This is a genomic window from Anaerovibrio sp., assembly GCF_045637405.1.
Taxonomy (GTDB): domain Bacteria; phylum Bacillota; class Negativicutes; order Selenomonadales; family Selenomonadaceae; genus Anaerovibrio.
Genome location: NZ_JAZTZI010000091.1, coordinates 39,607 through 57,378, shown reverse-complemented (window position 1 = coordinate 57,378; position 17,772 = coordinate 39,607). Strand labels below are relative to the sequence as shown.

Here is a 17,772-nt window from a genome sequence, read left to right as displayed (position 1 = left end):
ATAAAATATGAGCAAAAAGCCATATAGTGAGACTAGAGAAAGAATTAAACATAAACAAGCACAGAAGCGCCGTAAGCGTAATGTTAAAATAGCAAGAATTTTCATGGCTACCCTTATTGTTATGGTGGTGCTGACCGGTGTGGGCTGGTTATCCATGCAGATATATCATTGGGGAAGCCAGAGGATGGCTGTTTACATGGAAATATACGATGGCTACAAGCAAAGAAAGGATTTGCGGGCAGCCAGCTTTGATCCCCGCTTTGATGGATATACCAATATTCTGGTTTTGGGACTCGACCCTGGCAAGGAGGATAGCGGTCAGTCGGCGGACTCCGTTATTATTATGAGCTTTAAGCATAATACGGGGGAAGTAAGATTTATCACTATTCCCAGATACACCATGGTGAATATCCAAGGGCGCAATGCTCCTGAACCACTGAACAATGCCTATTATTATGGGGGAATTCCTCTTATGGAGCAGACGGTTTCCAAAAATCTGGGGATAACCCTTCACCATTATGTTGCCATCGATACTGAGGCTTTGGCTGAAATTGTGGATGTAATGGGCGGCATTGATATTTACGTTGATAATGACCTTAATTATGATGACCCTGAGGGTGATTTGTACATCCACATTCCAAAGGGGATACAGCACATGGAAGGGGATATGGCGCAAAAGTATCTGCGATTTGCCAGTGATGATCTGGGGGCCTATGGACGTAGCTTGCGGCAGCAAAAATTTTTGAAGGCATTCTGTAGCAAGCTCATGGAGCCGGATAGCCTTTCAAAGATTCCGGAGCTGGTGGAAATATGTGATAAGCGCATAAAATCCAGTATAGAGGCCTTCGACTCAGGCCATTTTGCCAGCCTGTTGACAAATATGCAGGGGACAAGGCCTGTTGTAACTATTTTGCCGGGGGAATTACAGCATGATGGAAGCTGGATTTATAATCCGGTGAAAACCACTGAATTAATAGATGAATTATTTCCTCAGGAAGGTTCCGGGGAAGAAGATTAACCAATACAAGGAGGAATTGATTTGTACAAAACTTCATTAGAATTAGCCAATGCTATCGCAAAGGCCGCCGATGACAAGAAAGCCCGTGATGTGGTACTGATGAACATGACCGAGCTTAGCCCGGCCACAGATTATTTTGTAGTTTGTTCTGCTAATAGTACCACCCAGGTAAAGGCTATTTCTGATAATATTGAAGAACAGCTCCACGAGGCAGGTCACGACATGCTGCACCGTGAAGGCTATAGGGAGGCTGAGTGGGTGCTTTTGGATTATGGTGACTGTGTGGCCCACATTTTCCTTCAGGAAAGCCGTGAGTATTATTCTCTGGAAAGCCTTTGGGGCGATGCAGAGCTGACAGTATATGAGGACTAATATGGAAAGGGAAAAACCACGTAAGAAGTACGGGCCCAGTACTGTTGTGACCCTTAAGGCAGTCCGTGAGTCAGAAATGGGCGTGTTCCTGGATGCGGAAACCGGCAATACCAATGATGATATTTTACTTCATAAGACTCAGCAAACATCAGAGGTAAAGGTGGGGGATGAAGTAAGGGTATTTTTGTATCTTGACCCGAAGCGCCGTCTTACTGCCAGTATGCGGGTTCCTAAGATGCGGGAGGGCCAGATTGCCAGATTGAAGGTAATCAATGTGTCCAAGGATGGTGCCTTCCTTGATGTGGGGGCTGAGCGTGGTATATTTATGCCTTTTGCCGGCATGCGCGGCAACCTTCAGGTTGGTGAAGTGGTCTGGGCAAAGCTGTATACTGATAAATCAGGGCGTTTGGCTGTGACCATGAAGGTAGAAGACGAGATACGCCGGGCCTCTGTAAAGGCAGATAAAAGTGTGCATAAGGGGCAGGAAATATCCGGTTCTATATATAATATTACAGACAGTGGCATATTTATGCTGACCAAGGAGCGTTATATTGCTTTTATTCCTCACCAGGAGGCTCCTTATCGTCCGCGGGTTGGTGAGGAAATTACGGCCAGAGTAATCTATATCCGTCAGGATGGAAGATTAAATGCTTCTCTCAGGGAGGCAAAGGAAAAGGCAATGAGTTCAGATTCTGATAAGCTGTTGATGTTTCTCCAGAATCATGATGGAAAAATGCCATATTCCGATGAGAGCTCGCCGGAGCTTATTAAGGGAAAATTCAATATTAGCAAGGCTGCATTTAAGAGGGCATTGGGCCGGCTGATGAAGGACGGGCTGGTAGAAGAAAGGGACGGCTGGACTTTTTTGAAATAAAAAAGTTTTTCTGTATCTTTAGCAGGAATTAGTTTATGAATAACGAATATTACAGTATATAGTAATTTTGTGTATTGTAGTAACTAATTATTTAGGTTTGTATAGTGAATGTTTTCCACGTGTTTTGTGGGAAAATAGATATTATGGGGGCGATTGAATGGCAACTGAAGAAAAGAAGGGTATTCTTTTAGAGACCGGTACTAATGAGTTTGAGATTGTTGAGTTTAATATTGGTGAGGTTAACTATGGTATTAACGTAGCAAAGGTCCGCGAGGTTATTACCCGCACTCCTGTTACAGAGATGCCACAGGCCCATCCTTATGTAGATGGTCTGTTTACCTTGCGTGGTAAGGCTATTCCATTGGTTAATCTGCCAAGATGTCTTAATGTCCAGACTCCTGATGAGCCAAAGAATATAATTGTTACTGAAATTAACAATTATAATATCGGCTTCCTGGTAGACAGTGTATCCCGTATTCACCGTATTTCCTGGAAGAACATGGAGCCATCTCCTGAGGTTGGCGATCAGTCCCGTGTAGTTGGTATCATTAAGATGGAAGGCAAGATTATTCTCTTATTGGACTTCGAGACAATTATTGCTGAGATTAATCCTGAAATTAATCAGAAGCTCACCACCTTTGAGGATGCTACTGTGGATGTTAAGGCAAAGAGAAACAATGTACATGTTGTATGTGCAGAGGATTCCCCATTGCTTCGTGAGCTGTTGGTATCCACTCTCCATGAGTCCGGCTACAGATATGTTCGTGACTTTAATAATGGTGCCGATGCCTGGAAGTATTTGTCTGATGGTATTGACAAAAATGCTCCTATTGAGGATCAGGTTCGTGTTATTATTTCCGATATTGAGATGCCACAGATGGATGGTCATCGCCTCCTGAAGCTGGTTCGTGAAGATCAGAGGTATTCCAATATTCCATTTATCCTGTTCTCCTCCCTTATTAGTGAGGAAATGCGCCGCAAGGGTGAACAGCTTGGTGCAAATGGACAGATTAGTAAGCCGGAGATTAATCAGTTGATTGGTCTTATTGATGAGCTTGTGTTCAACTATAAGAAACCAGAAGAATAACATTAACGCAAAGACTCCCGCCTTTGGCGGGAGTTATTTTTATTTTACGTTGACAAATTAAACGGAAGATTTTAAACTAATAGTGTCGTTAAACTAATGAAATCGTAGGGGAGCGCCTTCGATTTTTTGACAGACAGATGTATAGCGAGGGAGCCCGTGTTTCGGGTTGAGAGGAAGCTAGTGAGCTTCGACCGCCTGCCTCGGCAGATTTTGTGCTGTATGACTGTCTATTTATGTTTATAAATAAGCACTTCACTGACTGCAGCTGAAATCCCGGGGAATTTAGCTAAAGGAGTGAAGTTTTTTTATGTCAAATCACCAGAAAATTTTAAGGATGGTCTTTATGGCCATGATGATCGGTTTGGGAGTTGTTATTTCTCCTATATTGCGGGTTGAAGGTATGTGTCCTATGGCTCACCTCATTAATATTGTGTGTGCCGTCATGCTTGGGCCGGTGGAGGCCTTTACCTGTGCCTTTATTATAGGTATTATTAGAATGGTTGTAATGGGAATACCTCCTTTGGCCTTGACAGGTGCCATCTTTGGAGCCACCTTGTCCGGCCTGTTATATAGAATGACTAAGGGAAAACTGATAGGTGCTGTCCTGGGTGAGGTTATTGGAACCGGAATTATAGGTGCCATTGTGTCCTATCCTGTAATGGCATTTTTAGTAGGTCGCACGGGGCTGACATGGATGTTCTACGTGCCATCATTTATTATGGGCACCCTTATAGGAGGTACCATTGCTTTTATTTTCCTTACTGCTTTGAAGAAGAACAATACCCTGACTGAAATTCAAAAGAAGCTGGGAGCGAGAACCTATGATAAATTACAAGATTTTCCAAGAGATACTGGAAGTGAGCCACTTTATCAGGAAAACCAGTCCTCTGATTCATTGTATCACCAATCCAATATCCATTAATGATTGCGCGAATATGATATTGGCCCTTGGAGGTCGGCCAATGATGGCTGAGCACCCGGAGGAGGTCGATGAAATCACCTCTATGGCCAATGCCCTCTGCTTAAATTTAGGCTCAATAACAAGGGACAGATTGCTGGCCATGGGGATATCAGCAGCTTCTGCCAGAGATCATGGCATTCCGATGATAATTGATTTAGTTGGTGCTGCCTGCAGTACATTACGGAAAAACTTTTTACAGGATTTTATCACTAAATATAAGCCAGCTATATTAAAGGGCAATATTACTGAGATTCTTTCTACCTGTGGTATAGATTGCCATAGCTCCGGAGTAGAGGCCAATAGGGAGCAGCTTATAGATGAAACTAATATAGACGAATATGCTAAATTTTTAGGTCAGTGGGCCAAAGAACATTCCGCGGTACTTCTGGTCAGTGGCCCCATAGATTTTATTACCGATGGGGAGAATTCCTATATGGTGTACAATGGTGTTCCAATGCTGGGAAATATTACTGGAACAGGATGCATGCTAAATGCCATGGCAGCGGCCTTACTTCCAAGTGGTAACCCTTTGATGTCCGCCCTGTTGGCGGCAATGCTTTTGGGGATTGCCGGGGAAAAGGCAGAACAGGTCAGTGATGGACCTGGCACCTTCCATATGAAGCTATTTGATGAAGTGTATAACTTGAAAGATGCTGATATAATCACTAGGGGAAAAATCAGAAAACTTTAAAAAGTAGTTGAAATGGTACTCCAAAATAGTGTATTATATTCGGGCATAAGCTATTTTATTCACAGTAATTCTGTGGATAACAGGTGAGGCGTTTTCTTCGGCTTCTTATCAGGTCGGCAAGAAAATGCTTGACTTCCTATGGAAACTTGAGTAAAATAGTTCAAGTGAGGCTTTGTAGAGCCGCTTCCATTAGCCCCGGAGGCCGACTGCACTTCACAACCCAAATTTAGAAAATAAAATTAAAATTAATGGGAGGGATATATCGCATGAAGACAACGTTTATGGCAAATGCTCAGAACGTAGAGCGTAAATGGTATGTTGTAGACGCTGAAGGTCAGACTGTAGGTAGATTAGCTGCTGAAGTTGCAAAAGTTCTTCGCGGTAAACATAAACCAACCTTCACTCCACATGTTGATTGTGGTGATTTCGTTATCGTTATCAATGCAGAGAAGGTTGTATTCACTGGTAAGAAGTTAACTGATAAGATTTATTTCCGTCATTCCGGTTACACTGGTGGAACTACTTTCACCCCTGCTGGACAGATGATGGAGAAGTTCCCAACCCGCGTTGTTGAGAAGGCTATCCGTGGCATGCTTCCACACAACCGTCTTGGTGAGCAGATGTATAGAAAGCTGAATGTATACGCTGGTTCCGAGCATCCTCATGCTGCACAGCAGCCAGAAGAGCTCAAGCTGAACATTCGCTAATACTTGGAAGGAGGAACATTTAAAATGGCATTAGCTAGCTACTACGGCACAGGCCGCAGAAAGTCTTCCATTGCAAGAGTTCGTCTTGTTCCAGGTGAAGGCAAGGTGACCATCAATGGTCGCGCAATGGATGAGTATTTTGGTCTCAAGACTCTTGAGCTGATCGTAAGACAGCCTTTGGAGCTGACTGAGACTGTTGATAAGTATGATGTAATCGCTGATGTAAAGGGCGGCGGTGCTTCCGGTCAGGCAGGCGCTATCCGTCACGGCATCACCCGTGCACTCATGGTTCTCGATGGCGATCTTCGTCCAGCACTGAAGAAGGCTGGTTTCGTAACCCGCGATCCTAGAGAGAAGGAGCGTCGTAAGTACGGTCTCAAGAAGGCCCGTAAGGCGTCCCAGTTCTCCAAGAGATAATTATATATTATCGAAACAAAGCCCTGTGGTTATACTACAGGGCTTTTTGAATGTAATTATTATTTTTTAACCAAAAAATAATAATTAGTATAGGACAATTAGCTTAGAATAATAACATTAAATTGTTTGACAAATAATGATTAAAAATGATATACTACCGATGTTTCACTAAAAAGTATATGGAGAATCAGGTGTCGGAAGACTTAATAGAAAATCCGGTTTAAGCCGGAGCGGTCCCGCCACTGTAACAGGGAGTAATACCATTGGGGTGAGAGCAGCTGCTCGTATCCCGGTCACTGAAGAAGGCAAAGCTTCTTTGGGAAGGCATGGTGTTATGATGATCTGGAGCCAGGAGAACTGCCTGATTAACATTCGCCTTTTGGACCTGCGAGCGACAGGGAGGCTGGATATTTCAGGGGGTACCTGTCTGGTATTTTTGCGGCCTGAAATCTCTTTGCCTGTCTGTGTGTAGCAGACAGGCTTTTTTGATGCTTTGACAAGGAGAGGATTTTTTTTGAAAAGGATTGTAGGACGATTATTGCAGATGCTGGGCACGTTGATAGGTGTTAGCTTTCTCACCTTCTGTTTGACCTGGTTGGCACCGGGAGATCCTGTATCCATGCTGCTGGAAACGGCAGATACTGTGGTATCTGCTGAACTGGTGGAACAGACCCGCCATGATTTAGGCTTGGATCAACCATTCTTAGTACAGTATGTTAACTGGGCCGGAGGTGTGCTCCACGGAGATATGGGCATGTCTTATTCGGCAAAAAAGCCAGTGGTGGATAAGCTGCTGGAGGGCTTTGCCGGGACCCTGCTGTTGGCAATAGTAACGATTATATTTGTGCTTATTATTTCCCTGCCCCTTGGTATATGGTCGGCAGTACAGCGTAATAAGCTGCCTGATTATATTGTCAGAGGTATTTCGTTTATAGGAGTATCGATGCCTAGCTTTTGGATAGGCTTGCTCCTTCTTTATTTCTTTGGATTAAAGCTACGCTTGTTCCCAATTGCCCAGTCTGAAGTAACGGCAGCTGGGATCGTCTTGCCAGCACTGACTTTGGCTATTTATATGTCTTCAAAATACATGCGTCAGGTGCGTACCGTAATCTTAGAGGAATTAAATCATGATTATGTGGTAGGGGCCAGAGCCCGAGGCCTTTCAGAAACCACAATTTTGTGGAAGCATGTGCTGCCAAATGCGATTTTACCCCTTATTACCTTATTGGGCATGTCTATTGGCTGGCTTTTAGGTGGTGTGGCTGTTATTGAGATGGTCTTCTCCTGGCCGGGCATTGGCAATATGGCAGTGCGGGCTATTTCCATGCGTGACTATCCTTTAATTGAAGGCTTTGTACTGTGGATTGCCATTGTTTATATGGTAATTAATTTACTTGTAGATATGTCATATTCATGGCTTGATCCCCGGTTGAAGAAGGAGGCAAGATAATGGCCACAATTAAGACCCTTTCCCATGGACATGGGGCAGACAATGTAAATGTTGACCTTAATATAGATGTTGACAGCAGCTTATTAGCGCGCATCAAGGCTAACAGGCAGTTTTCAATATATTCTGCCTTGGTGGTACTCGTAATCTTGGTTGCGATTTTTGCACCATGGTTGGCTCCCCAGGACCCATTGGTGGGGGAGATGAAAAACGCCCTGCAGACTCCTTCGGCTGAGCATCTGCTGGGTACGGACAAGATGGGACGTGATACCCTTTCAAGAATCATTTGCGGTACCCAAACCTCGTTGTTTATGACTATCTGTCTTGTTGTTTTGGTAGCTGTGGTAGGAACCCTCGTGGGAACCATGGCTGGTTATTTCGGCGGGAAGGTCGAAATGGTGCTCATGCGGTTTACCGATATGATGCTGTCCTTCCCTGGTATCGTGCTGGCTATTGCCATTGCCGGTATTATGGGCGGAAGTGTTATCAATACAATATTGGCCCTGTGTGTAGTAAGCTGGGCTAAATATGCCCGTTTGGTGCGTAGCTTGGTATTGAAAATCCGTAATCAGGATTTTATTACGGCCGCCCAACTGTGTGGCACCAGTACCAAGATGATTATTTGGCAGCATATTTTACCTAACACATTGCCAATGGTGGTTATTACTGCTGCCATGGATATTGGTACCATGATGATGGAGATTGCCGGACTTTCCTTCCTGGGCTTTGGGGCGCAGCCACCAACCCCTGAGTGGGGCCTGATGCTCAATGAGGGACGCCAGTATATTCAGACAGCCCCATGGCTTATGGTGTATCCTGGTATGGCAATATTTATTGTGGTAGCCATCTTTAACCTTTGGGGAGATAGTCTGCGGGATATTTTAGATCCCCGTCAGACTTGATTTATATTATTTTCTGAAAATGGAAAGGATGAAAAAAATGAATTTTTTCAGGACAAAGAAAATCTGGAAAGCCATTAGTGTGGGATTGTGTACTGCTATGGCTGCGGTAGTAATTGCCGGTTGTGGCGGCTCTGCCGGTAGTGATGCTGTCAATAAGGGTGTTTTGAAGGTAGGCGTTACCAACTTCGCTGATACCCTGGAGCCAACTGAGAACTTTTTTGGTTGGGTTGTTATGCGTTATGGCTTAGGTGAGTGCCTTACCAAGTTTGATGAAAAAATGAATGTTCAGCCTTGGTTGGCTGAGGAATGGAAGGTTAGTGACGATAAGCTGACCTGGACCTTTAAGATTCGTGACGGTGTAAAATTCTCCAATGGTGATCCGTTGACTGCTGAAGCTGTTAAGGACTCTATTGAGCGTGCATTTGCCAAGAACAGCCGTGCAGCTACCTTCTTTAAATATACTTCCATTAAGGCCGAGGGTCAGAACCTTATTATCACCACTGATAAGCCATCCCCTAATATGGCCGGCTTCCTGGCTGATCCTTTGTTTATCATTGTTGATACAAAAGCTGAGGCCAGCCGTGACTTCTCCAAGGAGGGTCCAATCTGCACTGGTCCATACATGGTTGAATCCTTTGTCAAGGAAAAGTCCGTTATGAAGAAGAACCCTAATTATTGGGGCGGCGAGGTTCCATTTGACACTGTAGAGATTCCTTCCATTGACGATCCTAACACCCGTGCTATGGCACTCCAGTCCGGTGATGTTGATATGGCGGTTAATATTGCTGCCGGTGACATGGATTCCTTCCGTGGCAACAGCAGCTTTACCATTGATGAGATTTCCTCCCTGCGTACTGTAGTGGCCCGTTTGAACCAGAAGGGTATTCTTAAGGACCCTAAGGTACGTGCTGCCTTAATCAGTGGCTGCGACCGTGAAACCTATAATAAGGTATTGTTAAAGGGCACCTTCATCCCAGGCAAGGCTCCTGTACCACCATCCATGGATTATGGCTTTGATCAGTTGAAGGACCCTAACGCCTACAACCCTGAGCGTGCAGCTAAGCTCCTGAAGGAGGCTGGTTGGACTGATACCAATGGTGATGGTATCCTGGATAAGGATGGTAAGCCATTGAAGCTCGACTTTGTGGTTTATAACAGCCGTGCTGAGTTACCTCTTTATGCTGAGGCAGTTCAGGCTGATTTGAAGAAGCTTGGCTTTGATATTAACATCAAGAGTGTAGATTATAACCTGGTTGACCAGATGGGTATCAAGGGTGAGTATGACCTTCTGATTTCCAACATCACTACTGCTAATACCGGTGACCCTGAGATTTATCTCACCTGGTACTGGAAGTCCAACTTAAACGGCGAGAACCCTCAGAATGGTTCCGGCTACAGCAATCCTGTTCTCGATGCCAAGTTCAATGAGCTGGCTGTAGAGTTTGACAAGCAGAAGCGCCGTCAGCTCATTATTGAAATTCAGCAGATTATCATGGATGATGGTGCAGGCCTGTTCCTGGGTTACCCTCAGACCAATATTATCTTTAACAATGCGTTGGCTGGTGTAAAGATGTTCCCTTCCGATTATTATTGGGTTACCAGCCTGATTAAGCCAGCATCCAAGTAAGGAGCAATCCATGTTACTAGAAATTAATGATCTGGATATCACCTATGGAGATGGTTCTCCAACAGTTGAAAATGTACAGCTTTCTTTAAATGAAGGTGAGATACTGACTATTGTTGGTGAATCCGGTAGCGGTAAAACTACAGTTATTCGCTCTGTCCTTGGGTTGTTATCCGGGGATGGTCATGTAAGTAAAGGTAAAATTAATTTTAAGGGGAAAGACCTTTATGGTCTTTCCCATGCTGAATGGCGTGAACTGCGGGGCAAGGATATTTCCATGATTTTTCAGGATTCTGGTAATATGCTGAACCCGGTTCAGACCATTGGTCATCAGTTTAGAGAGTACATTCAGCTTCATAGCGATATGAGCGATTCAGAGGCAGATGACAAGGCGTTGGAGATGCTTAACAGAATGCACCTTCCAAATGCTGGGAATATACTGTCATCCTATGCCTTTGAGCTTTCGGGTGGTATGCGTCAGCGAGTAGGTATTGCCATGGCAATAGCCTTTCATCCACAGCTTTTGCTGGCTGATGAGCCTACCTCGGCTCTTGACGTCACCACTCAGGCCCAGATTGTAAAGGAACTGATGCAGGTGGTAAAGGAGTCAGGTACTGCCATGATTATGGTGACACATAATCTTGGCGTGGCATCCTATATGTCGGACAAGCTTATGGTTATGGCTGGCGGCAGGGTGCTGGAATACGGTAATGCCAAGGATATCCTGACTAATCCACAGTCAAATTATACGAAGTTATTGCTGGCCGCTGTACCGGAGATTGGAGGCAAGCGTTATGTCTGAAATTAATACTGCTGATGATTGCCTTATGAGTATTGAGCATATTACCAAGGAGTTCAAGCTGTCCGATGGTAATGTGCTTAGGGCCTGCAATGATATTTGCGTTGATATTCCCAATGGGAAAACCACAGCCATCGTCGGTGAATCCGGTTGCGGAAAATCCACCTTGGTGAAGACCATTATGGGAATTCATGAACCAACCTCTGGCCGTGTAATGTTCCATGGCCAGGATATTACCAAGCTGAGCGGTAAGGAAAAACGCCAAAATTATCGTCATATTCAAATGGTTTTTCAGGATCCGGCTACGGCCTTTAATCCAAAAATGAAGGTCAAGGATATTATCTGCGAACCATTAAGAAGCTTTGGCATTATCAGCAAGGGTGAGGTAGAACAACGGGCCAGGGAGCTCCTTAAGCAGGTTGACCTGCCGGAGGAATTTGCGAACCGTTATCCCCACAGCATGAGTGGTGGACAGCGCCAGCGCGTGGGCATTGCCCGGGCCTTGGCTTTGGAACCAGAGGTAATTGTCTGTGACGAGGCCACCAGTGCCCTGGATGTATCCGTTCAGGACAGCATTATTAAGCTACTTGTGAAATTGCAGCAGGAAAAGGGTATTACCTATATTTTTATCTGCCATGATTTGGCTTTGGTTAGCCTGTTTAGCCATAAGGTAGTAGTTATGCAAAAGGGAACAGTGATGGAGCAGTTGGATGGAGACAAATTGGCTGAGTCCACTCATCCATATACCCGGGATTTGCTGAATGCTGTTTTCTCTGTTCACTGATGCCAATAAGTTATTATAGGATTTTCAGCGAGTTTTATATGCTTCAAAGATATTTTTCATCCTCAATGGATCGTAAATACCTTAAGATATCACTGCCAGCGGCTATGGAGGGGGTATTTATGATACTCCTCAGCAATGTGGACCTGATTATGGTTGGCGTGCTGGGAGCATCAGCCATTGCCGCTGTCAGTATATTTACCCAGCCACGAATGATGCTGCTTACGGTGGCTAGATCACTGGCTGCGGCAGTTACTTTACTGACGGCAGAATATTTTGGTGCCGGCCGTAAAATGCGTGCCGGTAAGGTACTGCGCCAGTCCCTTTTTTTAGGGGCTATAGTGATGCTGATATTTCATATTGCCTTTTTTGCTTATCTGCCGGAGCTGCTCATTTGGATGGGTGCGGAGGAATATTATCTTCAGCTGGCTCTTGATTATGCCTGGATTGCTTTGACGGCGGTGTATATGACATCGCTGACGGCTATTTTGCAGGCCATTCAGTTGGGCTTTGGGGAAACGGCAGTTGTATTGAAGACAAACCTTCAGGGCAATGTTATAAATGTCATCGTCAACGCATTACTGATTTTTGGCTTGGGACCATTCCCGGAAATGGGAGTAAGGGGAGCAGCCATCGGTACGTTGGTTGGTACCCTGTATACCTTTGGTTTTGCGTCATGGCAATTAAAGCAGGCGGGTATAATGCTGCCTGGTGGCTTTATTCCTACCAGATTATATTTTCGTGAATTTATACCCATTTTTGGCAGTATTTTCTCTGAGCAGGGCTTTGAACGTATAGGTATGGTAATCTATACCCGTATGGTGGCTGAGCTGGGAATGATTCCTTATGCTATCCATGCCATTTGCATGAACTTCTGTGATTTTTATTACTGCTTTGCAGGAGGACTGGGGAAGGGCAGCACGGTTATTGCCGGTCATGCCAAGGGGCGCAAGGATATGGTTGAATGGAAAACCTTATTGGCAGTAAGCATAAAATGGAGTGCCATATTTTCAATGGTGTCCTTTGTGCTGACGGCCTGTTTCCGGGAAGAAATATTCTCCCTTTATACATCTGATGCCTCCTTGCTTCCATTGGGGAGTCTTGTAATGTTTATAGTGGCATTGGTGAGCTTTCCGGAAGCTCAGCAGATGGTGTGTGCCGGTATCCTGCGTGGGAGTGGCAAATCAGCTCATGTGGCCATATACTCATTTGTAAGTATTACGGTATTGCGCCCAATAATCACAGCTTTTTTCCTGTATTACCTGGAGATGGGACTGGTAGGCGCCTGGATAGCCTTGGCTTTGGATCAGTCTACCAGGGCAATATGTGCCAGCTTCCTCTTATGGAGGTTGCAGAAAACGGAAAAATGGTGTTTGGAAACAGTTGAGGGAACATAAATAAAATCCAGATGAAATTTGGACTGCTTCGGCAGTCCTTTTTATTTTGTAAAGTCATTTTTTACTTTTGATAATAATGATTGTGACATTTTTTCAAAAAAAGATTTAAATATTCTGAATTTTATGTCATAATTAATGCGAGCCTGTAAAAAAAAATGTCAGGTGGAGAAGTAATAGGGGGAAAGAGAGGGAGAGTATATGGTTACTTTTTTGTGTGCACTGGTTGCATTGATTTTGGGTTATGCCGTTTATGGCAAGATAGTGGACAATATATTTGGTCCTACTGATAATCCAACTCCCGCAACAGTTCACAATGATGGTGTGGATTATATTCCTTTGCCTACCTGGAAGGTTTTCATGATTCAGCTGTTAAATATTGCTGGTCTCGGCCCAATATTTGGCGCCTTGGGTGGTGCTCTTTGGGGCCCTTCCGTTTACTTTTGGATAGTACTAGGTACTATCTTTGCAGGTGGTGTTCACGATTATCTGTCAGGAATGATCTCTTTGCGTGAGGATGGTAAGAGCATTTCCGAGGTAGTAGGACATCACATGGGAGGCACAATGCTGTTTATCATGCGCGTGTTCTCCGTTGTTCTTTTGGTATTGGTTGGTACTGTATTTATGACAGGCCCGGCAGGTCTTTTGGCAAAGCTGACAGGAGTGGCGGTAACTGTTGTATTACCATGTGTATTGCTGTACTATTTCCTGGCTACTTTGTTGCCAATTGACACTCTGATTGCACGTTTCTATCCATTGTTTGGTGCCTGCCTTATTATCATGGCACTGGGCATTATGGCTGGTATGCTCATGGGGGTTGGTGGTCATACCATGCCTGAGATGCAGCTGGCAAACCTGCATCCACAGGGTGATGCGATGCCTATTTGGCCATTGATGTTCATTACAGTGGCTTGCGGAGCTATTTCCGGTTTCCATTCTACCCAGTCACCAATTATGTCCCGTTGCCTTACTACTGAGCGCCTTGGTCGTCCTGTATTTTATGGAGCCATGGTAGCTGAAGGTATTATTGCCTTGGTTTGGGCAGCAGCTGGTGTGACCTTCTATGACAGCACTGGTGGCTTGGCTGCAGCCATGAAGGCTGGCGGTGCTGGTACCGTGGTATATGATATTTGCGTTGGGTTTATGGGCGGCGATGGCAGTATGACCGGCTACATAGGTGCAACTCTGGCTATGCTGGGTGTAATTGCCTGTCCTATTACTTCTGGTGATACTGCGTTCCGTAGTGCCCGTCTTACCTTGGCTGACTGGTTTGGTGTTTCCCAGTCCAAGGCAGTAAAGCGTTTGCTTTTCGCAGTGCCACTTTTGGCAGTGGGTGGTATTCTGTCCCAGATGAATTTTGATATTATCTGGAGATACTTCTCCTGGACCAACCAGACTTTGGCAATGATTGTTCTGTGGACTGGTGCGACCTATTTGTTCAGGATGAAAAAGGGCAGTAAGGCCTGGTTGATGGCAGCTATACCGGCTACCTTTATGTCGGCTGTAACCTCTACTTATATACTTCAGGCCAAGGAAGGCTTACAGCTTGGGACTGAAATAAGCTATCCTGCTGGTATTGTTTTTGCTGTTGTATGCGTTATTTTGTTTACTACAAAGGTTCTTCGTGCCAAGGAGTAAAAACTGAATAATACATGATAATACCGATAAAGGGGTCAGCGATTGCTGACTCCTTTTTGCTTGTCTTTCATGGAAAAAAAAGATCAAATGATGTATAATATTACAGGTTGTTTTTGCGGTGACGTGAAGACTACCTTTAGTTTTTTATCATACAATGGAGGTTTTACAGAATGACTAAAATTAATATATTCTCCGGCTTTTTAGGCGCCGGCAAGACAACATTGATTCAGAAGCTCATCAATGAGGGCTTTAATGATAAAATTTGCCTTATTGAAAATGAGTTCGGTGAGATTGCTATTGACGGTGGCTTCATGAAGGAAGCGGGAGTTCAGGTTAAGGAAATAAACTCTGGCTGCATCTGCTGCTCTTTGGTAGGTGACTTTGAGGAGTCACTAAAACAGGTTATGGAAACCTATAATCCTGACCGTATTATTATTGAGCCATCTGGTGTAGGTAAGTTATCTGATGTAAAGGTAGCTGTTTCCAAGGTTTGCAATGATGATGTGGTAATTGATGGCAGCATTGCCGTAGTTCATGCCAAGAAATGCAAGATGTATGCCAGAAATTATGGTGAATTTTTCATTGATCAGATTGCTCACGCTGACTGCATTGTTCTTAGCCGCAGCCAGGATGTCAATGAGAAGAAGCTCCAGGAGACCATTGATATTATTCGCGAGCATAATCCAAAGGCTCCTATTGTAACCACTCCTTGGGATAAAATTTCCGGGGAGCAGATTTTGGATGCCCTGCATCACAGTGAATTATTGAATGTGGATGAGGTGGCTGAGGAGCATCATCATCATGAACACGAGTGCGATGATCCTGAATGTGGGTGTCATGATCACGAGCATCATCATGACCATGAGCATCATCACCATGATGAGCATGAACATCATGATCACGATCACGAGCATCATCACCATGACCATGAATGTGATGACCCTGATTGTGGCTGCCACGATCATGACCATGAGCACCATCATCATGATCACGATCATCACCATCATCACCATGCAGATGATGTATTTGGCAGCTGGGGTCAGGAAACCACCAAGAAATTCACCATCGATGAGCTTAAGGATATTTTGGCAGAGCTGGTTAATGCTGACGAGTATGGTGTTATCCTCAGGGCAAAGGGCATTGTTATGTCCGCCAACGATGGGGAGTGGCTCCATTTCAACTATGTACCGGGAGAGAGCAGTGTGGTAACCGGTGCGGCTGATTATACCGGACGTTTTTGCGTTATTGGCAGCAAGCTGCATGAAGGCAGCCTGAAGGAGCTTTTCCTGGGTGAGTAAAATATCTTAATTGGGAGATACATAATGAGTAAAGAAAAACCAAATGTTCCTGTGTATTACTTTATGGGTCTGCTGGAAAGTGGCAAGACCAGTGTAATCAAGGACTTTTTACAGAATAATCAGTTCGCCAAAGCAGAGTGCAACCTTATTATCTTAGGTGAGGAAGGCGAGGAAGAAATTGACGAGGAGCTTCTGCAGGAGAGCCACTCCAAGATTATTGTGGTAGAGGATGTGGAGGAGCTTTCCACTGAGTTTTATCAGGAGCTTCAAGAAAAATACAATCCTTCCAGCGTTTTAATTGAGGCCAATGGTATGTGGAGTGCGGGAGATTATATGAATATTCCCCTTCCGGTGGAATGGTTTGATTTCCAGAATATCGGCATGGTTAACGCAGAGACCTTCGAGGTTTACCAAAAGAATATGAAGGATCGCTTTGTGGATTTGTTCCGTTATTGCGAGCTGATTATATTTAACCGTTGTGACCACGAAACCCGTCAGCAGGATATTCGTCGTAATGTCCGGGTAGTAAATCGCCGTGCTCAGGTTATTTTTGAATCTGATCTGGAGGACTTTGTGGAGGAGGAGCCGGAGCTGCCATTTTCCATTGACAAGGATGAAATTGAGCTGGAGCTTGATGACTATGGCACTTGGTTTGTAGACATGCAGGACCACCCTGACCACTATGACAAAAAGCGTATTATCTTTGATGGTTATCTCTGTTCTGCCCAAAAGGATGGGGTCATTCACTATGGTGTAGGCCGTGTGGGTATGGCCTGCTGTGCTGATGACATGATGTTTTTGGGAATATCCGGTACTGGTGCCCCATTCAAGCAGCTTAACCATAGAAAGAATGAACGTAAGTGGGGCAAGGTAACCGGCGTTATACATGTAAAGTATGACAGCAATGGTGAGATTGACAATCTTAAGATGAAGGTAGAGGCCTTTATTGAGGAAAAGAAGCCTGAAGACACCATTGTGTACTTTAACTAAAATGTAGAGGTTCTACTTATGAAGCCTGATATTTTGGAAAAAATACAGCAGGAAGCTGCTGATTGGAAGTATCTTGATGAGCTGCCTAAGGAAATGTATGGCCTGGTTTATACCAAACGCTATGAAGAGGTAGGAGATACCTTCGAGCTCTTTTCCTATGTTAATGAGGATAAGCATCTGGCCCTTGTGGCGTATTATCATCAGGAAACAAAGGAATATAAGCTGAAAATTCGTCGTGGACTTACAGAATTTTGTCTGATGCAGTTTATAACTGCTTCTTTCAGTGAATTTGAGCAGCATCTGAAAAAATATCTGGAAGCCGCTGTCCATGATCTGGCAGTATACAATCCTGATTCCATAAGCTATGTAACTAAGGCTCTTAATATTACTGAATGGGACTATAAGGATATTTTGCCGGAGGAGCTGGAGGGCTATAAGCTGTTTATTAACCCTACCCAGATGGTCCGGGTACTAAATGGTTCCTATATAGTATTTGATTATTCGGATTTTGACATTGAGAGTAACTTCATTATTTACTATAATGAATTTCGCAGTGAATTTTTTGGTGAGGCCCGTATCAGAAATATTCCTGAAATGAATTACACCTTTGACTCCAAAAATTTGGAGGAGCTGGAGGAAAAGCTGAGGGCTCACATGGTGGATCGCTTGCGGGAAATCCGTCAACGGGCAACACAGTAAATTTATAACGAGCTTTAAGATGTCCCCTTCCTCTTTAGGTGGGGGAAAACAAAATACAATAGCTGGCGAGCAT

Annotated in this window: 18 protein-coding genes and 1 riboswitch; all 18 genes read left to right on the top strand. The window is 44.4% G+C overall.

All coding sequences use genetic code 11. The features are described from left to right. The first annotated feature begins 7 nt into the window (after positions 1-7). Complete coding sequence (locus tag ACKI5G_RS06745; RefSeq protein WP_407398832.1) at positions 8-1,018, top strand: LCP family protein; 1,011 nt, start codon at positions 8-10, stop codon at positions 1,016-1,018. Between the two features lie 21 nt (positions 1,019-1,039). Beyond that, entirely contained in the window at positions 1,040-1,390 is a 351-nt protein-coding gene (gene rsfS, locus ACKI5G_RS06740; RefSeq protein ID WP_037329628.1) for a ribosome silencing factor, read from the top strand. A 1-nt stretch (position 1,391) separates the two neighbouring features. Then, positions 1,392-2,264: a S1 RNA-binding domain-containing protein gene (locus ACKI5G_RS06735; RefSeq protein ID WP_407398830.1), complete on the top strand. Its 873-nt coding sequence runs from the start codon at positions 1,392-1,394 to the stop codon at positions 2,262-2,264. A gap of 157 nt (positions 2,265-2,421) precedes the next feature. Continuing rightward, on the top strand, positions 2,422-3,351 hold the full coding sequence (locus tag ACKI5G_RS06730; protein ID WP_407398828.1) for a chemotaxis protein: 930 nt from the start codon (positions 2,422-2,424) through the stop codon (positions 3,349-3,351). A gap of 343 nt (positions 3,352-3,694) precedes the next feature. After that, a complete protein-coding gene (gene thiW, locus ACKI5G_RS06725) occupies positions 3,695-4,273 on the top strand; it encodes an energy coupling factor transporter S component ThiW (protein WP_407398826.1) in 579 nt (192 codons plus the stop codon). Further along, positions 4,173-5,003: a hydroxyethylthiazole kinase gene (thiM, locus tag ACKI5G_RS06720; RefSeq protein ID WP_407398824.1), complete on the top strand. Its 831-nt coding sequence runs from the start codon at positions 4,173-4,175 to the stop codon at positions 5,001-5,003. The genes thiW and thiM overlap by 101 nt, the downstream gene beginning before the upstream one ends. 266 nt (positions 5,004-5,269) lie before the next feature. After that, positions 5,270-5,710: a 50S ribosomal protein L13 gene (rplM, locus tag ACKI5G_RS06715; protein ID WP_027396225.1), complete on the top strand. Its 441-nt coding sequence runs from the start codon at positions 5,270-5,272 to the stop codon at positions 5,708-5,710. A 24-nt stretch (positions 5,711-5,734) separates the two neighbouring features. Further along, the gene (gene rpsI / locus ACKI5G_RS06710; RefSeq protein ID WP_027396224.1) at positions 5,735-6,127 is read left to right on the top strand and encodes a 30S ribosomal protein S9; all 393 of its coding nucleotides are present in this window, start codon (positions 5,735-5,737) and stop codon (positions 6,125-6,127) included. A 172-nt stretch (positions 6,128-6,299) separates the two neighbouring features. Continuing rightward, positions 6,300-6,507, top strand: a riboswitch (cobalamin riboswitch). Between the two features lie 134 nt (positions 6,508-6,641). Further along, on the top strand, positions 6,642-7,577 hold the full coding sequence (gene nikB, locus ACKI5G_RS06705) for a nickel ABC transporter permease (RefSeq protein ID WP_407398821.1): 936 nt from the start codon (positions 6,642-6,644) through the stop codon (positions 7,575-7,577). Further along, complete coding sequence (nikC, locus tag ACKI5G_RS06700; RefSeq protein WP_407398819.1) at positions 7,577-8,476, top strand: nickel transporter permease; 900 nt, start codon at positions 7,577-7,579, stop codon at positions 8,474-8,476. Before nikB ends, nikC begins: the two co-directional genes overlap by 1 nt. A gap of 37 nt (positions 8,477-8,513) precedes the next feature. After that, a complete protein-coding gene (locus ACKI5G_RS06695) occupies positions 8,514-10,103 on the top strand; it encodes an ABC transporter substrate-binding protein (RefSeq protein WP_407398817.1) in 1,590 nt (529 codons plus the stop codon). A 10-nt stretch (positions 10,104-10,113) separates the two neighbouring features. Continuing rightward, positions 10,114-10,902, top strand: coding sequence for an ABC transporter ATP-binding protein (locus tag ACKI5G_RS06690; protein ID WP_407398815.1), 789 nt, complete (start codon positions 10,114-10,116; stop codon positions 10,900-10,902). Next, entirely contained in the window at positions 10,895-11,683 is a 789-nt protein-coding gene (locus ACKI5G_RS06685) for an ABC transporter ATP-binding protein (RefSeq protein ID WP_407398813.1), read from the top strand. The genes ACKI5G_RS06690 and ACKI5G_RS06685 overlap by 8 nt, the downstream gene beginning before the upstream one ends. Positions 11,684-11,802: 119 nt before the next feature. Further along, entirely contained in the window at positions 11,803-13,077 is a 1,275-nt protein-coding gene (locus ACKI5G_RS06680) for an MATE family efflux transporter (protein ID WP_407398811.1), read from the top strand. Between the two features lie 198 nt (positions 13,078-13,275). Then, positions 13,276-14,712, top strand: a complete 1,437-nt coding sequence (locus tag ACKI5G_RS06675) for a carbon starvation protein A (protein WP_407398809.1) — start codon at positions 13,276-13,278, stop codon at positions 14,710-14,712. Between the two features lie 170 nt (positions 14,713-14,882). Beyond that, the gene (locus ACKI5G_RS06670) at positions 14,883-16,010 is read left to right on the top strand and encodes a CobW family GTP-binding protein (protein ID WP_407398808.1); all 1,128 of its coding nucleotides are present in this window, start codon (positions 14,883-14,885) and stop codon (positions 16,008-16,010) included. 24 nt (positions 16,011-16,034) lie between these two features. Further along, the gene (locus ACKI5G_RS06665) at positions 16,035-17,000 is read left to right on the top strand and encodes a GTP-binding protein (RefSeq protein ID WP_407398806.1); all 966 of its coding nucleotides are present in this window, start codon (positions 16,035-16,037) and stop codon (positions 16,998-17,000) included. An 18-nt stretch (positions 17,001-17,018) separates the two neighbouring features. Further along, the gene (locus ACKI5G_RS06660; protein ID WP_407398804.1) at positions 17,019-17,699 is read left to right on the top strand and encodes a hypothetical protein; all 681 of its coding nucleotides are present in this window, start codon (positions 17,019-17,021) and stop codon (positions 17,697-17,699) included. Positions 17,700-17,772: the final 73 nt, after the last annotated feature.